The sequence below is a fragment of the Afipia sp. GAS231 genome (assembly GCF_900103365.1).
In the GTDB taxonomy this organism is placed as follows: domain Bacteria; phylum Pseudomonadota; class Alphaproteobacteria; order Rhizobiales; family Xanthobacteraceae; genus Bradyrhizobium.
Window position 1 is genome coordinate 203,160 of the sequence record NZ_LT629703.1, and the last position, 21,200, is coordinate 224,359.

A 21,200-nucleotide genomic window follows, 5' to 3' on the forward strand; every position below is an offset into this window, starting at 1 on the left:
CGACAGCGTTAACAACAGGTCACCTAATTCATTCGGCTGCAACCGCATGCGGCCGCTCGCCTTCGCCGGCTTCCTCGTGCTGCGGTTCGAGCCGGCGTTTCAGCAGACGATCGATCCGATCGAGATAGATGTAGATGACCGGCGTGATGAACAGCGTCAGCAATTGCGACACGCAGAGGCCGCCGACCACGGCGACGCCGAGCGGCTGACGCAGTTCGGCGCCGGCGCCGGCACCGATGGCGATCGGCAGCGTGCCGAAGATCGCAGCAAACGTCGTCATCATGATGGGGCGGAAACGCAGCAGCGCCGCTTCGCGGATCGCATGCTCGGCGCTGAGGCCGACGCGGCGGCGCTCCAGCGCGAAGTCGACCATCATGATGGCGTTCTTCTTGACGATGCCGACCAGCATCACGATGCCGATCATCGCAATGACCGACAGTTCCATGCCGAACAGCATCAAGGTCAGGATCGCGCCGATGCCGGCCGACGGCAGGCCGGAGATGATGGTGATCGGATGGATGAAGCTCTCGTAGAGAATGCCGAGAATGACGAAGGCCGCGAAGATGGCCGCCAGGATCAGGACGCCCTGCCCGCTCTTGGAGTCCTCGAACACCTGCGCGGTGCCGGAGAAACCGGAGAAGATCGTCGGCGGCAGGTTCGACGAACGCTCGAGTTCGCGGATAGAGTCGGTGGCGTAGCCGAGCGAGTAGCCCGGCGCCAGATTGAAGGAAATCGTCACCGCCGGCTGCTGACCCTGATGGTTGATCTGCAGCGGGCCGACCGAAGGCACCAGTTTGGCAACGGCTGCAAGCGGAATGGTCACGTTGTTCTGGGTCTTCATATAGAGCTTGGACAGATCCGACGGATCGACGCGGAACTGCGGCTGCACTTCCAGGATGATCTGATAGTCGTTGGTCGGCATGTAGATAGTGCCGACCTGCCGCGCGCCGTAGGCGTTGTAAAGCTGGTTGCGCACCTGATCGACGGTGATGCCGTAAACCGCGGCCTTTTCGCGGTCGATGTCGACCGTCATCTGCGGATTCTTGATGTAGAGATCGGTGGTGACGTCGAGCAGACCCGGCAGCTTCTCGATCTTGTCGCGCATTTCGGGCGCCAGCCGGTACAGCGATTCGGTGTCGCCGCTCTGCAGCACGTACTGGTACTGGCTCTTCGAAACCCGGCCGCCGATATTGAGGTTCTGGATGCTCTGGAAGAACGCCTGCATGCCGGGAATCTGTCGCGCCTTGGCGCGCAAGCGTCCGATCACGACGGCGGCATTGTCGCGCGTCTTCTGCGGCTTCAGCGCGATGAACAGGCGGCCGTAATTCGCGGTCGTATTGGGGCCACCCGCACCGACGGTGGAGTTGATGTAGTCAATCGCGGGATCGGATTTCAGCACGTCGACCAGCGCTTGCTGCCGCACCTTCATGGCCTCGAACGAGGTGTCGGTGGCGGCTTCGGTCACGCCGATCAAAAAGCCGGTATCCTCCTGCGGGAAGAAGCCCTTCGGCACGATCATGTAAAGGTAGACCGTGCCACCCAGCGTCGCCAGCGTGACGACCAGCATCAGCGCCTTGTGCGCCAGCACCCGGTCGAGCGCCCATTCGTAGCCGCACAGCCAGGAATCGAACATCGCCTCGAACACCCGAAGCACGACATTCGGCTTCTTGGTCGCATCATGCGCCCGCAACACGCGCGCGCACAGCATCGGCGTCAAGGTCAGCGACACGAAGCCGGATACGATGATCGCAACCGATACCGTCACCGCGAACTCGCGGAACACCCGGCCGACGATTCCGCCCATCAGGAGCACGGGAATGAACACGGCGATCAGCGAGAAGGTGATCGAGATGATCGTGAAACCGATCTCGCGCGCGCCCTTCAGCGCAGCCTCATAGGGCCGCATGCCGTGTTCGATGTGCCGGACGATGTTTTCCAGCATGACGATGGCGTCGTCGACCACGAAGCCGACCGACAGCGTCAGCGCCAGCAGTGTCATGTTGTTGATGGAATAGTCCAGGAAGTACATGACCGCGCAGGTGCCGAACAGCGAGATCGGAACCGCCAGCGCCGGAATGAAGGTTGCGGACGCCGAGCGCAGGAACAGGAAGATCACCAGAATCACAAGCGACACGGCGATCAGCAGTGTTTCCTCGACATCGGCGACCGCCTGACGGATCGATATCGAACGATCCATCATCACATTGATTGAAACCGACGGCGGAATCTGCGCGCGCAGCGCCGGCAGCTTGGCCAGCACGGAATCGACCACCGCCACCGTATTGGCATCCGGCTGCTTCTGGATCGCCAGCACGATCGCGCGCTCGTCGTTCAGCCAGGTCGCGATCTTGTCGTTCTCGACGCTGTCGTAGATCCGCGCGACTTCGTCGAGCTTGACCGGCGAGCCGTTGCGCCAGGCCACCACGACCTGCCGGTAGTCGACCGCCTTCTCCATCTGCCCGGAGGCCTGCAACGCGACGTCCTGCTTCGGCCCGTTCAGGGTCCCGACCGGCGTCGATGAATTGGCCCGCGACACCGCGGTCCTGATGTCCTCGAGCGACAGCCCGCGCGCCGCGGCGGCTTCAGGGTCGGCCTGGACGCGGATGGCGAATTTCTGTGCGCCGTAAATCAGGACCTGCGCCACACCCGGGATTTGCGACAGCGCCTGCCCGATGGTGATGTCGCCGTATTCGTTGACCGCCGACAACGGGAGTGTCGCCGAACCGAGCGAGACGAACAGCACCGGGAAGTCGGCCGGGTTCACTTTTCGGAAACTCGGCGGGATCGTCATTTCGATCGGCAGCCGGCGTTGCGCGATCGTCAGCGCGGTCTGCACGTCCAGCGCCGCCGCGTCGATGTTGCGGTTGAGGTCGAACTGGATGGTGATGACGCTGGAGCCCTGCGAGGAACTCGACGACATCGAGGAGATGCCGGCAATGGTCGAGAGCTGTCGCTCGATGATGCCGGCGACCGAGGCCGCCATGGTATCCGCGCTCGCGCCCGGCAAGGTCGCGCTGACGGCGATCGTCGGGAAGTCGACCCGCGGCAGCGCCGACACCGGCAACAGGCGGAAGCCGAACACGCCGAAGGCGATGATCGACGCCGTGATCAGCGTCGTCATGACCGGGCGGCGAATACAGAGCTCGGAAAGCGTCATCGGTTACGCCCCGGCCTTCTTGGCCCGCGGTTCGACCCGTGTTCCGTTTGACAGCAGCAATTGTCCGTCGACCACGACGCTTTCGTCGCCGGTCAGCCCTTCGGAAATCATCGAAATGCCCTGCGAGGTCCGGTCGACCTTGACCGGCTGCTGCTTGGCGGCGCCGTCCTTGACGACAAACACGTAGTTGCCGTTCTGGCTGCGCTGCACGGCGACCGTGGGCACCACGATGGCGTCTTCATTGCGGATCACAAGCTTGGTCGCGACCAGAGTCCCCGGCCACAGCGTCTCGTTCTCGTTGTTCATGATGCCACGGACGGTCACCATGCCCGTGGTGGCGTCCACGGTGTTCTCGACCATCGCGACCTTGCCGCTCTCGGAACGCTGGTGGCCCGGGATCGTCGCGGTCACCCCGGGATCGCCTTTGGCCATCGCATCGCGCAGGTCGACCAGCACGCGCTGTGGAACGGCGAAGGTCACATAGACAGGCGCCATCTGGTTGATCACGGCGAGCGACGTGAGATCGGCCGGGCGCACGAAATTGCCGACCTTGACGTTGGCGGCGCTGATCCGGCCCGCGAACGGCGCGCGGATCAGGGTGTAGCTTTTCTGGACCTTCAAATTGTCCAGCGCCGCCTGATCGGCCTTGATGGTGGCGGTCAGGATATCGGACTGGGTCTTGGCGTTGTCGACGTTGACCTGCGTGGTGGCGCCCTTGCCGACCAGGTCGGTGAAGCGCCGGAGATCGCGCTGGGCGCCCTCGAGCTGCGCCTGATCCTTGGCCAGCGTCCCCTCGGCCTGTTCGATCTGGGCGTCGATCTGGCGGCTGTCGAGCGTGAACAGCAGATCGTCTTCGGCCACCTTGGCGCCGTCCTCGAAATGCACCGAGACGATGGTGGTCTCGACCCGCGATTTCAGCGCCACGCTGGAGATCGGCGTCACGGTCCCGATCGCGTCGACGTCGACCGGGACGGACTTGCGCTCGGCCTTGGCCAGTTCGACGGAAACCATGCGCGGCCGCTGCGGCCCCTGAGCGGTGGCCCCAGAGCCCATCCATGACGCGCGGGTTGCATAGGCGGCCACCGCCGCGATGCCGATAACGCCGGCAAGAACGATCAAGTTATTTTTTTTCATAATTTTCAGGTCCGCCGCCCGCAAAGGACGGGACGACGGTTTCCGGCCCCTTGACGGCGACTTTTGCGCCTTATTTCTAGACGGTTACCACAGGCTCGCGGCTCATGGTATGCCAGCGAAGCGAAAATGTGTGGTTACGACCCGGGTCATTTTTATGCGTATTGCTACGTGGAACGTCAATTCCGTCAGACAGCGGATCGAGCATCTCGTGAGCTGGCTCAAGGAGTGCTCGCCGGACATCGTCTGCCTGCAGGAAATCAAATGCGTCGATGACGCCTTTCCGCGGCTTGAGATCGAGGCGCTGGGCTACAACGTCGTCACCCACGGACAGAAGACTTTCAATGGCGTCGCGCTGTTGTCGAAGCTGCCGTTCGAGGAAACCAAATCGGGCCTGGCCGGCGACGACGAGGATGCCCATGCCCGCTTCCTCGAAGGCGTGGTGACGCTGAAATCAGGCGTGTTGCGCATCGCCTGCCTCTATCTGCCCAATGGCAACCCACCCGATACCGATAAATACCCCTATAAACTCAAATGGATGTCGCGACTTCTTGAGTATTCCCGGGAGCGACTTAAAGCAGAAGAGCCATTCGTTCTCGCCGGCGACTTCAACGTCATTCCGGCCGCAGCCGACGTCTATAACCCCGCCGCCTGGGCCGGCGATGCGTTGTTTCTCCCGCAAACCCGTGAGGCGTTCCAGTCCCTGCTCGGCCTGGGCTTAACCGATGCGCTCCGTGCGGTGACCGACGCGCCGGGCCAGTACACGTTCTGGGATTACCAGGCCGGCGCCTGGCAGAAGAACTGGGGCATCCGGATCGACCATCTGCTGCTGTCGCCGCAGGCCAGCGACCGGCTGACCAATGTCGGCATCGACAGTTATGTGCGCGCCTGGGAGAAGCCGTCGGATCATGTTCCGGTGTGGGCGGATTTCGATCTCGACGCGGGATAGACAGGAATCGATCAACATCGCGATGCAGAGGGTTGGCGGCCGTGGAGCCCTGTCCAGGATGCAAGGGACTGTTCGAACCACGCGAAGGCCCGGTGCATCGCTACATGACGTCGTCGGCCGCCTGCTGGCATGCCTATGGTATCGTCTTGCAGCACGAATACAGCGATCCGCGTCTGCTACCGACCCATCGGCTCAGCGTCGACACTTACGCCGTGCAGCATCCCAGTGACGGCTCCCGGCAGGCGATCCAGTCCGTTGGACTTCACCTCGCACGCTTGATGATCCAGCTGGAATCGCCGTTACCGCCGCGCGAGACCAATGACGTCATGCTTGGATTGGGCCGGCACAAGGGCACGCTCCCTGCCCTGACGCCGCCCGACCGTTACGAGGTCACGGTCGCGGGTGTCGTTGCCGAGGCCGGAGGCCCGCGTCACGCCGAAGCCGTGCATTCATGGGCGCGCAGCACCTGGCAGGTCTGGGCGCCGCATCATCCGTTCATTCGCGAATGGGTTCGCACGACGAGAGCAGTCGGGAGCCACGGCGGTAGATAGAGCCCGCCGGGCAGACTGGCGACGCCGCCCTCAGTGCTTGCGGATTTAGTCCTTGCGACCCTGCACCCAGTGCTCGAGCATCTGCAGCGCCATGGCGCGGTCGTCATCGGACGCCTTGGTGATCGCCCGGTTGTAGCTTTCCTTGATCCAGGCTTCGTCCGGCGTGGCGCTGTCGCGCGCCAAGGTCAGCCACATCAACCCGCGGGCGGCCTGACGCGGCAGCCGGTCACCATTGAACAGCATCTGGCCGAGCATCGCCTGCGCCTGATGCTGCCCCTTCTGGGCGGCCAGACCGAGCCAGCGCGCGCCATAGCGGAAATCATCCCGCGAGGCGTCCGGGGTCTTCAGATAGAGCCGTGCCAGATCGTATTGTGCGTCCGCATTGCCGAAATAGGAGGCGGCGTAGGAGAACATCTCCCGCGCCCGCTCGGTATCGGCCTTGATCTTCGAATTCGGAATGCCGTTGAGGTAGTAGCGGCCGAGTGCGACGAAAGCATTGGCGACGATCGCCGCCTGCGGCGCCGACGGGCTGTCTTCGGCATGCGCATTGGCGATGCGGCTGAAATATTCGAACGCGCGGACGTCGTCCTGAGCGACGCCATCGCCGTCGGCATACATCCGGCCGAGCTTCCACTGCGCCACGGGATGACCGCCCTCGGCGGCGTACTGCAGCGAATTCAGGCTTGGCGCGGGAACGGCAGCCGCGGTTGCAGGCGCCGCGACCTTCTTCAGCGCCTGAGCATTGAGGGCTGCTGCGGCCGGCTGCGACACCGTCGGAAGCGTGACATCCTGGGTGACGGGCGCACCATCAAACGCGAATCCGGGAGCGGCCACCGGCGCGGCCCCCAGCATCAACGCAAGAATGATACGCCTAGATGTCCGCATAACACTGTTTCTCGTGCGCACCGCCCGGATGGGTTACAGCCCCATCCACTGCCGGCCCAACCTGCTGGGCATATTTCCACAGCGCACCCGACGTGTGGTTAGTCGCGCGGGGCTGCCATTTGGTCTTACGTTTTTCGAGTTCGGCGTCGCTCAATTTTACGTTAAGGGTGCCGACGTCGGCGTCGATCTCGATGATGTCACCATCCTGCAACAGTGCGATCGGGCCGCCTACGGCCGCTTCCGGCCCGACATGGCCGATGCAGAACCCGCGGGTAGCGCCGGAGAACCGGCCATCCGTGATCAGGGCGACCTTGCCGCCCATGCCCTGCCCGGTCAGCGCCGCCGTCGTGGACAGCATTTCCCGCATGCCGGGGCCGCCGCGCGGCCCCTCATAGCGGATCACGATGACCTCGCCCTCTTTGTAGGTTTTCTTCTGGACCGACTCGAAGGCATCTTCCTCGCGGTCGAAGCAGCGCGCCGGGCCGGTAAATTTGAGCTTCGACATGCCGGCGACCTTCACGATCGCGCCCTCCGGTGCGAGATTACCCTTCAAGCCAACCACACCGCCTGTGACGGTGATCGGCTTGTCGGCGGATCGCACCACATCCTGGTGCGGATTCCATTTCACGCTCTTGAGGTTTTCGGCGATCGTCCGGCCCGTGACGGTAATGCAATCTCCGTGCAGATGGCCATTATCGAGCAGCGTCTTCATCAGAAGCGGTATGCCGCCAACTTCAAACATGTCTTTGGCAACATAACGGCCACCCGGCTTCAAATCGGCGACATACGGAGTCTTTTTGAAGATTTCGGCGACGTCGAATAAGTCAAATTTGATTCCACATTCATGCGCGATCGCCGGCAGGTGCAGCGCAGCATTGGTCGAGCCTCCGGAGGCCGCAACCACAGCGGCGGCATTCTCCAGGGCCTTCCGGGTGACGATGTCCCGCGGGCGAATATTGAGGGCGATCAGCTCCATGACCTTCTCGCCGGCGGCGGTGCAAAACGCGTCGCGGATCTCGTAAGGCGCAGGCGCGCCGGCCGAATAGGGCAGCGCCAGCCCGATCGCCTCGGACACCGTCGCCATGGTGTTGGCGGTGAATTGTGCGCCGCACGCGCCGGCTGAGGGGCACGCCACCCGCTCGATTTCGTCCAGATCGGCATCCGACATCTCGCCGACCGAATGCTTGCCGACGGCCTCGAACATGTCCTGCACGGTGACCTGCTGGCCACGGAAATTGCCGGGCAGGATCGAGCCGCCATAGATGAAGATCGAGGGCACGTTGAGCCGGACCATCGCCATCATCATGCCAGGCAGCGACTTGTCGCAGCCGGCCAGGCCAACCAGGGCGTCATAGGCATGGCCGCGGATGGTCAGCTCGACGGAGTCGGCGATGCATTCGCGCGACGGCAGCGACGAACGCATGCCGTCATGGCCCATGGCGATGCCGTCCGTCACGGTGATGGTGCAGAATTCGCGCGGGGTGCCGCCGGCAGACGCAACGCCCTTCTTCACCGCCTGGGCCTGGCGCATCAGCGAAATGTTGCAGGGGGCGGCCTCGTTCCAGCACGACGCCACGCCGACGAAGGGCTGGTGGATCTGCTGGGTGGTCAGACCCATCGCGTACAGGTACGACCGATGCGGCGCGCGCTCGGGCCCCTCCGTCACGTGACGGCTCGGCAACCTGCCCTTGATGTTGGTCTTGGCGTCCATGTGACCCCTTTTCCCAAGTCATCATGATTTCATGGGTGGGTGTGGCAAAAAAGCGGCGCAGCCGCGTTCCACCTGTGAGAACGGTTAAATGCCCGCAGACTGTTGCGGTCACGCAACAATCGTGGCGCCAAGGCAACCATTAAGGTCGCCCCTTACCTCTCCGGGGAGCCCGGCTGCACCGGTAGCCGTTCGATGGCCTTGAAGCCCGGGCGTCCCCGCCATCGGATTTCCGTCTCATCGACCGCCAGCTTCAGGCCGGGCCAGCGCTGAAACAGGGATTTCAGCGCACACTTGGCTTCGAGGCGCGCGAGCTGATGGCCGAGGCAGAAATGAATGCCGGTGCCGAAGGCGATATGGCGGTTAGGCCTGCGTTGCAGGTCGAGGCGCTCTGGATGGGCGTTCGCCAACGGATCCATGTTGGCGGCTGCCAGCATCGCCATGACCTTGTCGCCCTTGCGCAACCGGACGCCGTCGAGTTCGACGTCGCGTCTGACGTAACGCGGCTTGGTGAATTGCACCGGGGTGAGAAACCGCAAGAACTCCTCGACCGCCAGATCGAGACGGCTCCAATCCTGTTCGAGCCAGTCGCGGAGTTCAGGGTTTTTCAAGAGCTCGTGCGCGGATCCGCTGATCAGGTGCGTCGTGGTCTCGTGGCCTGCAAACAGCAGCAGGAAAATCATCGCGACGATTTCATCGCGGCTGATCTGTCCGCCCTCCTTTTCGACCCGCACGATTTCGGCGATCAGCCCCTCGCCACCGGATTGCCTGACGGTTTCGACATGCCGTTCCATGTAGCGCCGCATCGCCAATATATTCGGAATCGCTGCGAGAAATCCGAGTATGCCGGTGAAGCGGGTGAAACCGCTGGCCCAGGCAATGAATTTCGGCCGATCATCCGGCGGAAGCCCGAGCAGTTCGGAGATCACCGCCAGCGGCAGCTTGCGCGCATAGCGATCGACCAGATCGCACGGGCTGCCTTCGGTGAACAATTCGTCGGCGAGCTTGTCCCCGATGGCCTGAATGTGCGGTTCCATCCCGAGCACCGCGCGCCGGCGAAAGGCCTCGTCGACGATGTCGCGCAACCGCTTGTGTCCGGGATCGTCCATCGACAGCATGCTGTTGGCGAGCGTCCGGATCACCTTGGGCATCCACCACTGCAGTCCGGCGACGGTGCCGTCGTCCTTGCGGATGGTGAACGTTTCGGTGTCCTTCAACACCCGGTCCGCCAGCGCCTGCGTCGTCGTGGCCCAGACCTCGCCGATGATGGGGATCTGCACCCGAACCACCGGCCCCTGCGCACGCAATCTTTCGAGCGCGGCCGCGGGATTGCGAAAGTAGTCCTGGCTGGCGAAGTCGGTCTGAAAGTTCATGCGCGGTTCCCGTGCCGAAGACTCACAGCGCGTTGTTTGCGTTTCGGTAGGTGTGGCGCGGGAGCGGTGCACGCAAGAGCCCTGGCTGTCATACTCGCGTGAAGGCGGGGGTATCCAGTACGCCGCGGCTTATCCACGTCATTGCGAGCCAACGGGTAGGCGCGAAGCGCCGCCCGATGACAGGCTCCGCGAAGCAATCCATCGCGCCACAGCAAGAAAGAATGGATTGCTTCGTCGCAAGGGCTCCTCGCAATGACGTTGAGATAGTTGCGAACATAGCTTCGCGTGCTCGCGGCGCGATGCGCCCGGAGTTTTGCAAGAAGACCTTGGCCCTCTCAGAAATAGGAGGGCGTGGGGAAGACCGGATGCGCGCTGCACCCGCGGTCTCATGTGCGATGCGTAGTAAAAATGCTGCCCACGAGCATACAGGTTCAGCGGAGAGCCTCCGGCCTTCCCTGCGCAATGGCTTTACGGCTTATACGATTTCGTCCTGGTGACCGGCTTTCTTGCCACCATCATCGACGTCAGCTTTCGCTTTCGCCGACTTGACGCCAGCACCGGGGCGTCGGACCCAAACGATTTCGCCGTACGCAAGAGCCACGCTCGTCAGTCGTGACCCTGCGTCCATCGCATCTCTCCGCACGTCGTGACGATCGCGAGCGCCCCTTGTGTCGGCAAAAACTGGCAGAATGTGCGAACGGGCGGTTGAATCAGAACCGCCCGTTGCTGGAACTGAGCCCGTAACGCCCCAAAGCGGCAGAGCCTGTATGAGAGCGAGGGACAGCTCCGGTGTCTTCCTCAACCCGAACAGTTGCAAGGGCCGTTGAGCCCGTACCGAGCAAGGAAGGGAGTGGATGATGGCACAAAATGGTCTCGTTGTCGTCGGCATCGATGTAGCAAAGGACAAGGTCGATGCGTGCATTCGCGAGTTGGCGCTGCGGCAGACGTATCCGAGCACTGCCCAGGGTCATCGCAAGCTGGTTGCCTGGCTTCGCAAGCACAAGGTGAACAGGGCGGTGATGGAGGCCAGCGGCGGCTATGAGCGCGATTGGGGGAAGGTGCTCCGCCTGGCCGGCATCGCCGTACGGATCGTCGACCCCAAGCGAGTCCGCAGCTTTGCGCAGTCGGCCGGACGCCTGGCCAAGAACGATACGATTGATGCAGAGATGATCGCTTGGTTCGCAGAGACGTTCAGCGAGGCGCCGGGCCAAGTGCACGATGCCGCGCGCGAAGAGCTGCAGGCGCTGGTGAAAGCTCGTCTCAATCTGGTCGATCTCAAGATACGACTGGAAGCTCAAAACGAGCATGCTGCACCAGGACAGGCTCGGAAAGCGCGGACCCGTATCTTGAAGAGCTTGCTCGAGGAAATTGCCAAGCTCGAAGTCGCGATCTCGGCCCAGGTCAGGGCCACACCTCATCTTGCCGAACGCGCCGAGATCGTCGAGAGCGTGCCGGGCTTTGCCGAAACGAGCTCAGCGAACCTCATTGCTGGAATGCCGGAGCTTGGGCAAGTGAGCGACGAGATCGCCGCGGCGTTGTTAGGCGTTGCCCCTTATGACGATGATAGCGGAAAGCGCCGCGGCGAACGCCACATCAAGGGCGGCCGCCGTTGGGTCCGAAACGCCCTCTACATGCCGTGCCTCGGCGCGGCCACACAGAACAATCCTGTCTTCAAGGCCTACTATCAACGGCTACTTGCCAAGGGGAAGGAGCCGAAGGTTGCGCTCGTCGCCTGCATGCGAAAGCTGATCATCATCCTCAACACAATGATCGCACGCCGGCAGAAATGGGATCCCAGCCGTTACGCACTGAATTGAGCGAGCGCACTTCACCGCGCTCGGTCCTCGACCGAGCGCATGCCTAGCCAACAGACCGGGGAGCGGACGGCGTCAAGGCCGTAAGCCGCCGAAGGCGGGGGCGCGCCTCGCGCCAGCCTTGAGGCCAGCCGATCACCGGTCTACTTCAGCACAGTTGCTCTCATCGCGGGAGACGGGCGGAGTTAAACGCCCGATTTGCCCGACGGCTCAACAGAAATATTTTTACGCGGAGGGCTGGACAGACTTTGGTGATTTGCCCGTCGGGCCATTTTGTCGCAGGCATTTGTCGTTGCGCGCGCACCCGACTCGTGCACCTAAGCTCGCCGAGCAAAGCCGGAACTAGTGCATGGCGCGGCGGGTCAGCGACTGGCGGAGCCGTTTGCACGCGCGTCCGCAGCCAACGCGGCAACGGCTGTGTTGAGCGCGGACTCGGCGGCAGCCAAACGATCTTTCCGAGACTTCAGCCAATCAAGGTCTGGCTTCATTTTGCTGTGCCCATCGGCAAGCATCCGGGTCACCTCGGCAAGTTGCGGTCCGCCGATACCCCTGCTGCCGAACACCATCTGTTCGGCACTGATCGTTTGCTTGAATTCGGCTTCATCAAGCGGAAAGTCCTGCTTCGCTTCTGCTTCATAGATGCGTGCAGCCTCTGCATAAGGAATTTCATTCAGTTTGAGGCCGTGGGAACGGCCGTAATTGGTCAGCGTCGATGCGTAGTGATGACCGATGCGGAAAGGCACGTCGGCGGTCCGCAAAAGCGCATCCGCGATTCCTGATGTCGTCGCGTAGTCGGCATTCACCTCGGCCAGTGCGCGATCCCTGTCGACCACAAGACCGTCGAGGACCTCAAGGAAAAGTCCATAGACCTGCAGCGGCCTCGTGCTCGGAACGGGATCATAGCTGCGGGAGTCGAACATGCCGGGGCGATTGTTGTGCGACAGCAGGAACACGGTCTGCATGTCGCCGACCATGATACTGCACTGGGTTCGAAGTTGCTCGAGCGCGGCCGGATTCCGTTTCTGCGGCATGAGGCTGCTGACCCCGGTGAGTTTTCCTTCCGACAGCATCAACCACGGCGACGGCGCGGCGTATTGCGCATGCAGGTCCTGCGCGAACTGTCCCAATTGGATCGCGGAGATTTGCAACGCGCTCGCAACCTCAAGGCTGCTATCCGTCGAAGCAATATGGTTGGCGTCGTAGGAATTCTCGATCAGTCCATCAAAGCCCAGCAGGACGGCGAGCCGCTTCCGGTCGATCGGAAAGCTGGATGTCCCCAGCGCAGCCGCGCCGAGCGGGCTGTTGTTGATCCGCTGGTAGGCCTGTTGCAGCCGCTCGCAGAGGCGCGCCACCGCCGACTCCCACGCCAGCAGATAGTGCGCAAACGTGGTCGGCTGCGCCTGCACACCATGGGTGTAAGCGGGAATGACGGTTTGCTTGTGCTGGCCGGCAATGGCGAGAAGCTTTTTGCGCGAAGCCACCAGAGCTTCGTATTCGCTGAGAAGTCCGTCGCGCAAAGACATGCGTGCGATGGTCGCGCCGATGTCCTGCCGGCTTCTCCCGATGTGAAGCCGCGAGGCATCCTGACCGACGACGGCCATCAATTTGGGTTCGAAATCGAGGTAGTCGGCGGAGCGTGGGGATCCCGAGGCGCTCTCCTTGGCGATCACCTGCCCGATCCCGTCCGCAATGCTGGCGGCCATCGGATGCGGCACAAGTCCGCCCTCCTCCAGCATGACGATCGACGCTTTATTGATTTGGTCGAAGAATTCGACCGACCGTCCACCGCCCCGAGAGCCCGCGTTAAGGTCCCCGGAGGATGACGGCATGATCTGAAAGTCCCGTAGCGGCATTGAAAGCGAAAACAGGATAATTCTTAGCAGATCCATCCCATCAAGCGATATTCAAGCGAGTTGCAGGCCGAAGAAGCGGGGTTTTCAGCGCGGCCCGTCCCGTCGCGTTCTGACGGGAAAAGGCAGAATACCTGGTTGTAAGCCTCGCTATTTGGCGAGAACGTACTATATACCGGGTATCACCGCGCGCCCCCGGCTGTTATCGGTGACTGAGAGCATTGCGCTCCCGCCTCGATCAGAAAGGCGGTCAGATGCCAAATCCCTTCGACTCAACCCAGCGCCCGGTTCCATCGGGACCTCGTCATGGCAAATAACACGGTCATCCGCGATGCGTATGGCTCGCCGGCGGTATTCGTCGGGTCGAAAACCGGCAGCGACGACGCCCCCTTTGTTTTTATCCGGGTGGGAGATGAGGAGCGTCGCATGCGATGGACCGAATGGGATGCGCTCCCGCCGTGGACCGGCCCTCGTCCGGCCTGGGCAGCGAAGAAACCAGGCCCGTCAATTTGAGCGCCTTTCACGACAGGAAACCGATGCAACAGCCGCAAAACACGTTTGAACTTTTCGGGCATTTGGCATGAGTGAGGCCGAGCATAGGCCATTGAAGCTTACCTTACCCGCGCTGCTGTTTCAGAACGGGCTGCCGGACTTGCCGACGTCATTGATCGAGCCGCATCGCAACCACGCCGGCGTCTGGCGCATCAAGTTCAACTACGACACCGCCGAGCCCCTCTCCATGTCAGCCGACCAGGCGTCAACGATGATTCCCCTGCTTCAGGAATTGGGTGAGGCCGAATTGGCGGACGAAATCGGCATCGCGGTAAACAGTGCGACGCGTTACGCGTCGATGTGAATAACGTTCGTTCAATCAAATACACAACCCAGGGAGACCGACATGGCCAAAGGCGAGCAAAAGGGCAATCGAGAGTCGAAGAAGCCCAAAAAGGAAAAGATCAAGACCATTGCCGCGGCCCCGAGCCAGAAGACGGCAGGATGGCAGCCGACTTTCGGCGCCGGCAAAAAGAAATAGCCACCGTTGGCTGGGCGGCGGTACGCCGCTCAATCGAGCGGCCAAAGGAGCTAAGATGAAAACGACTCTCGTCGTGTTGATGCTTTGCGCATTTGCACAAGGCGCTCATGCCAAAGAGCCAGTCTGCCGCGACATCGCAACGTCGAGCGCGCGGCTGGCTTGTTACGATCTGGCCTCACCTCCCAGGCCGGAACAGCGCGCGGTCAAAGAGAGCGACGCATCGCGGCCTCCATACGACGATCCGTTTCTCGCAGAAGACGCCAGAACGACGGCCAAGCTGAAGAACATCTGCCGTGGGTGTTAGACTCGAAAATGGAGGCAGCCAACTCACGTGACGATCGAATTAGCGAGCGTAGAAATCAAACAAAAGCCGTGGGGAAGCACCAATCTGCTTCCATGGAGCGACACGTCGACGGACGGCAAGCCGGTCGGCGAATTATGGTTTCAACGCACCGACGCCACAGCGCCGGATACGGCATTGCTGCTCAAGCTGCTGTTCACGACGGAGCCGCTGTCCATTCAGGTCCATCCCGACGATGCCTTCGCGCGGTCGATCGGCTTGGCCAACGGCAAGACCGAGGCGTGGTACATTCTTTCCGCCGGACCGGACGCCCGGATCGCCCTCGGCCTGAAGCACATGCTGTCCTCGCCGGCGTTGCGATCGGCGATCGCGGACGGTTCGATCGTCGATATGGTGCAGTGGCATCCCGCGCGCGCGGGTGACGTTGTTTTTGTGCCGGCCGGCACTATTCACGCGATCGGCGCCGGCATCGTTCTTGCGGAAATTCAGCAGCGAAGCGACGCGACCTTCCGGCTTTTTGACTACGGCCGGCAGCGGGAGTTGCATATCGACAGCGCCGTCGTTGCAGCCATCGCCGGCCCTGCCGATCGCCAGCCTCCTCCCATGCAATTCGATGAAGCGAGGAAGGCCGTTGTGGTCGACGCGCATTTTGTCCTGGAGCAGGTCGAATTTCTTCCCGGCTCGATCTGGACGATCGAAGTTGAGAGGGAAGCCTGGCTTCTCGCCATTGGCGGATTCGCCCGAATTGGGTCGGTCAAGGTCGCTCCGGGCGAAGCCATCTTTTTGGAAGGCGACCGCGCCGACATCGAGGTCGGCGACCGAGGCCTGAAGGCGTTGCTGGCCTACATCGGCCCCGATGTGAATCCGGGGGCGCTCAAACAACGGTACGACAAAACCGGACATCATCCGTCCCTGACGCCGTCGATCGCCGCTATACCGGAAAATTTCCAGCCCAAAGCACCGGAGGTGCAAACGTGACGGCTCCAAACCGCATAGCGTTCATCGGTAATTCGCTGCCGCGCCGGTGTGGCATCGCGACGTTCACCACCGATCTGCAAAACGCCGTGGCGGCCGCGCGCGGCGATCTGGAAACGGTCATCGTGGCAATGACCGATCATGGCCAGATCTACGATTATCCATCCACCGTCGGATTCCAGATCAACGACAATCGTCCCGAAGACTATATCCGCGCGGCGGAGTTCCTGAACAGCGGCCGGTTCGATGCCGTTTCGCTGCAGCACGAGTTCGGCATCTTCGGCGGCGAGGCCGGCAGTCACATTCTGGCGCTGCTGTCGCGCCTGACCATACCTGTCGTGACGACGCTTCACACCGTTCTGTCCGAACCCACGAAGGCGCAGCGTGACGTCCTCGTCCGCATCATCGGCATTTCGTCGCGTGTGGTGGTGATGGCCGAGAAAGGCCGCGAGCTGCTGCGGGCCGTCTACCAGGTGCCGGACGAAAAGATCGAGATCATTCCGCACGGAATTCCTGAGTTTGCATTTGTCGAACCCGACGACGCGAAGGCCAAACTCGGGTTCAGCGACAGGGCGGTCATTCTGACATTCGGACTGCTTTCGCCGAACAAGGGAATAGACGTCATGATCGACGCCATGCCGTCGATCCTGAAAACGCGGCCTGATGCGGTGTACGTGGTGCTTGGCGCGACCCATCCCAACCTGGTGCGGGATCAGGGCGAAGCCTATCGCGCCAGCCTGGTAGCGCATGCGCGCGCGGCCGGCGTCGAAAACCACGTGGTATTCCTGGACCAGTTCGTCGACCAGAAGACGCTGCTCGAATTCATCTCCATGAGCGACGTCTATGTCACCCCGTATCTCAACGAAGCCCAGATGACCTCTGGCACGCTGGCCTATAGCTTCGGCCTCGGGAAAGCCGTCGTTTCGACCCCCTACTGGCATGCGCGCGAACTGCTGGCCGACGGCCGCGGCATATTGGTGCCGTTCGGCGACGCCGCGGCCCTTGGTGTCGAGATCTCCAAGCTGCTGACGAACGATGTCCTGCGGCAGGCCATGCGCAAGCGCGCCTATTCGAGCAGTCGCTCGATGACGTGGGAACGGACCGCCGAGCGCTATATGGCCGTGTTCGCGGCCGCCGGGCGGAGACATCGGCTGAAGACGATTGCGGGTTCTGACACCAGCACGCTGCTGCGCGACAGAAGCGCCCTGCCGGAAATGCGCATCGATCATTTCCTGGCGATGTGCGACGACACCGGCCTGCTCCAGCATGCCGTGCACAGCGTGCCGGATCGCGCGCACGGCTACTGCGTTGACGACAACGCCCGCGCGCTTCTGCTGGCATGCGCGCTCAACAGTCCCGGCGAGCAACGGTTGTCCGAAGTATTGACGGCCCGATTTGCCGCTTTCGTCCAGCATGCCTGGAATCCTGATACAAAGCGGTTTCGGAACTTCATGGGATTCAATCGCTGCTGGCTGGAGGATTCCGGATCGGAAGACAGCCACGGACGGACCCTGTGGGCTTTGGGCGTCTGCGCCCTCACCGACGCCAATTCGTCTCGGCGGACATGGGCCGCTTCGCTGTTTGCCGAGGCGATGGCAGGCGCCGACCAACTCCGCTCGCCGCGTGCGTGGGCATTTGTCCTGCTGGGACTTGACGCCTATTGCTCGGCCGTCACGGAAGATGCCCGCGCCGCTACCTTGCGCCTTCTCCTGGCAGACCGCTTGATCTCAGTGTTCGACGCGGTCGAAACCGGGGACTGGGTCTGGTTCGAGGAAGGGCTCGCCTACGACAACGCCCGCCTGCCGCAAGCGCTGATCCTGGCCGGCATGGCCACCAGGAATCCGATCTATCTGGAGACCGGACTGAAGTCTCTGCGCTGGCTTGTGAAACAGCAGACATCCGCGGCCGGCCAATTCCGTCCGGTCGGCACCGAAGGCTTCGGCGAGACGCGACGGCGGCCACGGGCCTTCGATCAGCAGCCGCTGGAAGCGACGGCCACCATTGCCGCCTGCCTCGCGGCGTGGCAGGCCGATCATGATGTCGCTTGGAAAGCCGAAGCTGCACGCGTGTTCGCCTGGTTCCTGGGCAGCAACGACCTCTCGGTCTCCCTCGTCGATCTGGAAACGGGAAGTTGTCGCGACGGCCTGCATCCCGATCGTCCCAACGAGAACCGGGGCGGAGAATCGGTGGTGTCGTACCTGCTCGGCCTTTCCGAAATTCGACAGGTAGCCCGTCTCGGCGAAAGCCGCGCCAAGCCAACGCCTTTGGTCGCTTGACGGTCGCCGCACATGCTTTCCCCTGAACCGACCGAGGACACCTTGTCGCAATTCCCGTTCCTGAACCGTCAGGCGCTTTATCTGCGGCCCGATCCCAGCAGGGTTATCGTTCGGCCGTTCAAGCCGACGACAGAACCGCGCGACCTCAATCCGACGGACAAGACCCGGGCCAATCATATTGTCGAACGGGTACTCTCGCTGGATGCCGCGACCGCCGCCGCGCAGCTCGCCGACGTGCTCGAGAACTTTCTCGGGCGCCATCGCAATCTGCTGCAGGCGTTCGAGCTGCGCGCCGAGGAGATGGAAGAGGCGCTCGCCGATCACGCCGCGTTCACCCAGGTGCAGCGGCAGTTGGTCGGGGCTTACTTTCTCAACGAGTATTCGTTTGAAGCCTCCGCGTTGTTCAATCCGAGCATCGTCGCCCATCCGGATCAGTCCGGTATGCAAGACGGCAGTCTTCGCTTCGTCCTGAGCCTTCGCGCCGTTGGCGAAGGGCATATATCCTCGCTGACATTTCGATCCGGGTCGATCACCTCGGACGGAACCGTGAAGGTCGACCCCACCGCCCGGCTCGCCTCAAGCCCCGATATCGTCAAGTTGCCATCGGGCCCGGGCGGGGATGTCGTCGAGGTGACCTTCAGCAGCACGGAAGAAATAAGCGAACGGGTCATCTTTCCCGTCACGGAGTCGCAGTTGAACGGAATCGAAGACGCCCGGTTCGTACAGTTCGACGACAATGGACGGAGCATCTACTACGCGACCTATACCGCCTATAGCGGCAGGGCGATCCGGTCGGAGCTGATCGAGACATCCGACTTCCTATCGTTCCGGCTGTCGGCATTGAAAGGGAACGCGGCCAGGAACAAGGGCATGGCGCTATTCCCCAGGAAGATCGACGGCAAGTACGCGATGATCGCCCGTCAGGACAACGAAAATCTATATCTGATCTACTCGGACGATCTCTATACCTGGGATGGCGGCCAACCGATCCTGAAGCCTGAGTTTCCGTGGGAATTCGTCCAAATCGGCAATTGCGGATCGCCGATCGAGCTGGACGAAGGATGGTTGTTGTTGACGCATGGCGTCGGCCCGGTACGCAAATATTCGATCGGGGCGGCGTTGCTCGACAAGAAGGATCCGTCGAAGGTCATCGGCCGCTTGCGCGAGCCGCTGCTGCGGCCCGATCCCTCCGAACGCGAAGGATACGTTCCGAACGTCGTTTATACCTGCGGCGCAATGCGGCACGGCGATAACATCATCTTTCCCTATGCCGTCTCGGATACGTTTTCCAATTTCGCCACGATCGACATACGCGCCTTGATGAGGGCCATGAAGTCCTGATGGCGGGCTGACGCCCTCATCTTCTTTATCTGCTTTGCATGATCCCTACTTTTGCTGCTCGTCGTTGCGGAGCAGAATTTCGATGGTCGCGAATACCAGCAGGAAGGCGAAGAACGCCAGGACGACGACAACGTGCGGCATCCCGCCGGATTCGGGTTCGGCCGCGAGAACCGGCGACGCCGCCGCAGGCTCGGACTGACGTTCGGTTTGGCGGCGCGGTACGACCTGCACGATGTCGATCCAGCGATCCAGCCAGTTTGCGGAATTGGCACCGCCCGCTGCGCCCGCATCGGGCGCCTGAGCGGGTGCGTCGTCAGGCCGCATTTCCGACATGGCCTGACGCCAATCGGACTGGCCGCGTCCGCGCTGAACCTGTCGATCGACAGTTGATTGATTTTTGCGAACGAGACGATGCCGGCCCGGCGCCGCATCCCAGCAATGATCCGGTCCGTGCCAGTAGAGGTGCACCGAGCCATAATGCTGGCGTGCTTCACTCTGGCTCATGCAAGAACTCGAGCCATACGATGGCGTCGTCAACGCTGATATCGATGCAACAATTGACGTCGCAATAAATAACGCAACGCGCATAGAGTCGCTCCGTCCTGTACCCAAACCAGACAGACGCCGCCGCGACTTCGAATCAATTCGCTAGAGTCTAAAAATTAATGAGCATCTAATTAAGGCCGACACCAAGGGACAGCCTTCTTGTCTTATTTGCGCACGCCCAGCGCACACAACGGGCCGTCGACACGCAAGCGGATATGCGCGTTGGACTTGGCGGGTAGTTCCTGGCGGGTAGTTCCTGGCGCGTAATTCCTGGCGCGTAGTTCCTGGCGTTGACAAAAAGGACTGCAGCGACTCGGGCCGCAATGTTATCCAAGTTTCCCACTAGCTCTCGCGCGTAACAAATCCGTCGTCTGATTCGGCTGTTGATTGCAAAGCACGAGGTGACTGCCATGGCATTTTTCAAGCGCGAGCTTGGTCCGGTCGAGCGCTTCGAGAGCGCGTTGAAGGACAAGCTGGCGGCGCGGCAAAAACTGGCCGCACGGTTGAGCCTCTCTGAAAAGGAACTTGAAGAGAAGCGCACCGCGGCCGAACGGCTGGCGGTGGCCGGCGCCGCCAACGCCCGGCTCGATCGCGCGGAAGCCCATATGCGTGCCGTCGAAGATCGCACCAAGACCATGCGTGCCGCATTGGCGGAGCTTGACGAACAGGTGACTTCGGCCGAGCGCGCTTTGGCCGATGCCCAGGCGCAGCGCGACCGCAACCTGATCGCTGACGAGATCGAGACCATGGCCGCTTCTATTGAACGGGCCGCCCCTGGATTTCAGGCCAGTGCGACCGCGCTGATCGAAGCTGTCACCAAGAGCGCGGCATCGATGCCGGAAGCAACCAGGTTCTCGACCAGCGTGGAAGCCGTACGCCGCGAGGTCGCTTCGGCGGCCGACCTGATCTGCTGGGAGCTGCGATCCGCCGCGGTGCGCACCCGCGCCGGCAATGCGAACATGGCAGACCAGGCCCCGTCGCTTTCAGAACAACCGCCGCCGGCGGAGATCGAGCGGCAGATGATCTACACCCTGCATCCCCTGCTGTGGCGGGAAGGCAGCGAGACCCGCAGGGTGCCGGCATTTGCGATGGTCGGGCTGCCAAAGCCGCTGCTGCCGGTAGCGCTTCGGCATCACCATGTGGACTATCTCAATGCCCGGCGGGTGCAGACCTTGATGCATCTTCATGGCAGCGAAGCCCACGGCGAACCCGCCCTTGACGATCCCTTGCTGGTCGATCTCGACGCACTGCTCGCAGAGGAAAATCAGGGCGCACCGGCCGATGTTGCGCAGGCCTCATAAACCGGACGG

17 protein-coding genes are annotated in these 21,200 nt (G+C 62.2%); 10 read left to right on the forward strand and 7 right to left on the reverse strand.

All coding sequences use genetic code 11. The features are described 5' to 3' along the window. Nucleotides 1-28: 28 nt before the first annotated feature. A complete protein-coding gene (locus BLS26_RS00915; RefSeq protein ID WP_092507613.1) occupies nucleotides 29-3,157 on the reverse strand; it encodes an efflux RND transporter permease subunit in 3,129 nt (1,042 codons plus the stop codon). 3 nt (nucleotides 3,158-3,160) lie between these two features. After that, nucleotides 3,161-4,291, reverse strand: coding sequence for an efflux RND transporter periplasmic adaptor subunit (locus BLS26_RS00920; protein WP_092507615.1), 1,131 nt, complete (start codon nucleotides 4,289-4,291; stop codon nucleotides 3,161-3,163). A gap of 154 nt (nucleotides 4,292-4,445) precedes the next feature. Between BLS26_RS00920 and xth the strand changes: the two genes are divergently transcribed. Together xth and BLS26_RS00930 are read left to right on the forward strand one after the other, a co-directional pair. Further along, nucleotides 4,446-5,237 carry an exodeoxyribonuclease III gene (xth, locus tag BLS26_RS00925; RefSeq protein WP_092507617.1) on the forward strand — a complete coding sequence of 264 codons (792 nt, stop codon included), beginning with the start codon at nucleotides 4,446-4,448 and terminating at the stop codon, nucleotides 5,235-5,237. Nucleotides 5,238-5,278: 41 nt separating this feature from the next. Continuing rightward, complete coding sequence (locus BLS26_RS00930; protein WP_157676245.1) at nucleotides 5,279-5,788, forward strand: DUF5946 family protein; 510 nt, start codon at nucleotides 5,279-5,281, stop codon at nucleotides 5,786-5,788. Nucleotides 5,789-5,833: 45 nt separating this feature from the next. On the opposite strand, the gene BLS26_RS00935 is transcribed toward BLS26_RS00930, so the two are convergent. The 3 genes from BLS26_RS00935 to BLS26_RS00945 form a co-directional block, all read right to left on the reverse strand. Continuing rightward, nucleotides 5,834-6,673 (reverse strand): tetratricopeptide repeat protein, encoded by an 840-nt coding sequence (locus BLS26_RS00935; protein WP_092507621.1) that lies wholly within the window; start codon nucleotides 6,671-6,673, stop codon nucleotides 5,834-5,836. Then, entirely contained in the window at nucleotides 6,660-8,384 is a 1,725-nt protein-coding gene (ilvD, locus tag BLS26_RS00940; protein WP_092507623.1) for a dihydroxy-acid dehydratase, read from the reverse strand. Before ilvD ends, BLS26_RS00935 begins: the two co-directional genes overlap by 14 nt. 152 nt (nucleotides 8,385-8,536) lie before the next feature. Further along, nucleotides 8,537-9,754, reverse strand: coding sequence for a cytochrome P450 (locus BLS26_RS00945; protein ID WP_092507625.1), 1,218 nt, complete (start codon nucleotides 9,752-9,754; stop codon nucleotides 8,537-8,539). An 854-nt stretch (nucleotides 9,755-10,608) separates the two neighbouring features. On the opposite strand from BLS26_RS00945, the gene BLS26_RS00950 reads away from it, so the two are divergent. After that, nucleotides 10,609-11,571, forward strand: coding sequence for an IS110 family transposase (locus BLS26_RS00950; RefSeq protein WP_091976312.1), 963 nt, complete (start codon nucleotides 10,609-10,611; stop codon nucleotides 11,569-11,571). 359 nt (nucleotides 11,572-11,930) lie between these two features. On the opposite strand, the gene BLS26_RS00955 is transcribed toward BLS26_RS00950, so the two are convergent. Then, nucleotides 11,931-13,397 carry an argininosuccinate lyase gene (locus BLS26_RS00955; protein ID WP_172804518.1) on the reverse strand — a complete coding sequence of 489 codons (1,467 nt, stop codon included), beginning with the start codon at nucleotides 13,395-13,397 and terminating at the stop codon, nucleotides 11,931-11,933. Between the two features lie 327 nt (nucleotides 13,398-13,724). On the opposite strand from BLS26_RS00955, the gene BLS26_RS00960 reads away from it, so the two are divergent. The 6 genes from BLS26_RS00960 to BLS26_RS00985 all read left to right on the forward strand — a co-directional run bounded on the left by BLS26_RS00960 (nucleotide 13,725) and on the right by BLS26_RS00985 (nucleotide 19,344). Beyond that, nucleotides 13,725-13,931, forward strand: coding sequence for a hypothetical protein (locus tag BLS26_RS00960; RefSeq protein ID WP_092507628.1), 207 nt, complete (start codon nucleotides 13,725-13,727; stop codon nucleotides 13,929-13,931). A gap of 67 nt (nucleotides 13,932-13,998) precedes the next feature. Then, on the forward strand, nucleotides 13,999-14,274 hold the full coding sequence (locus BLS26_RS00965) for a hypothetical protein (RefSeq protein ID WP_092507630.1): 276 nt from the start codon (nucleotides 13,999-14,001) through the stop codon (nucleotides 14,272-14,274). Between the two features lie 42 nt (nucleotides 14,275-14,316). Further along, nucleotides 14,317-14,451: a hypothetical protein gene (locus tag BLS26_RS37010; protein ID WP_256379191.1), complete on the forward strand. Its 135-nt coding sequence runs from the start codon at nucleotides 14,317-14,319 to the stop codon at nucleotides 14,449-14,451. A gap of 331 nt (nucleotides 14,452-14,782) precedes the next feature. Beyond that, a complete protein-coding gene (locus BLS26_RS00975; protein ID WP_092507634.1) occupies nucleotides 14,783-15,730 on the forward strand; it encodes a class I mannose-6-phosphate isomerase in 948 nt (315 codons plus the stop codon). Beyond that, complete coding sequence (locus tag BLS26_RS00980) at nucleotides 15,727-18,003, forward strand: glycosyltransferase family 4 protein (RefSeq protein WP_092507636.1); 2,277 nt, start codon at nucleotides 15,727-15,729, stop codon at nucleotides 18,001-18,003. The genes BLS26_RS00975 and BLS26_RS00980 overlap by 4 nt, the downstream gene beginning before the upstream one ends. Before the next feature lie 12 nt (nucleotides 18,004-18,015). Beyond that, a complete protein-coding gene (locus BLS26_RS00985; protein WP_244541805.1) occupies nucleotides 18,016-19,344 on the forward strand; it encodes a glycoside hydrolase family 130 protein in 1,329 nt (442 codons plus the stop codon). 45 nt (nucleotides 19,345-19,389) lie between these two features. Here BLS26_RS00985 and BLS26_RS35425 read toward each other — a convergent pair whose 3' ends face one another. Next, complete coding sequence (locus BLS26_RS35425) at nucleotides 19,390-19,668, reverse strand: hypothetical protein (RefSeq protein ID WP_157676246.1); 279 nt, start codon at nucleotides 19,666-19,668, stop codon at nucleotides 19,390-19,392. Between the two features lie 632 nt (nucleotides 19,669-20,300). Here BLS26_RS35425 and BLS26_RS00995 point away from each other — a divergent pair. Beyond that, on the forward strand, nucleotides 20,301-21,191 hold the full coding sequence (locus tag BLS26_RS00995) for a hypothetical protein (RefSeq protein WP_092517475.1): 891 nt from the start codon (nucleotides 20,301-20,303) through the stop codon (nucleotides 21,189-21,191). Nucleotides 21,192-21,200 lie beyond the last annotated feature (9 nt).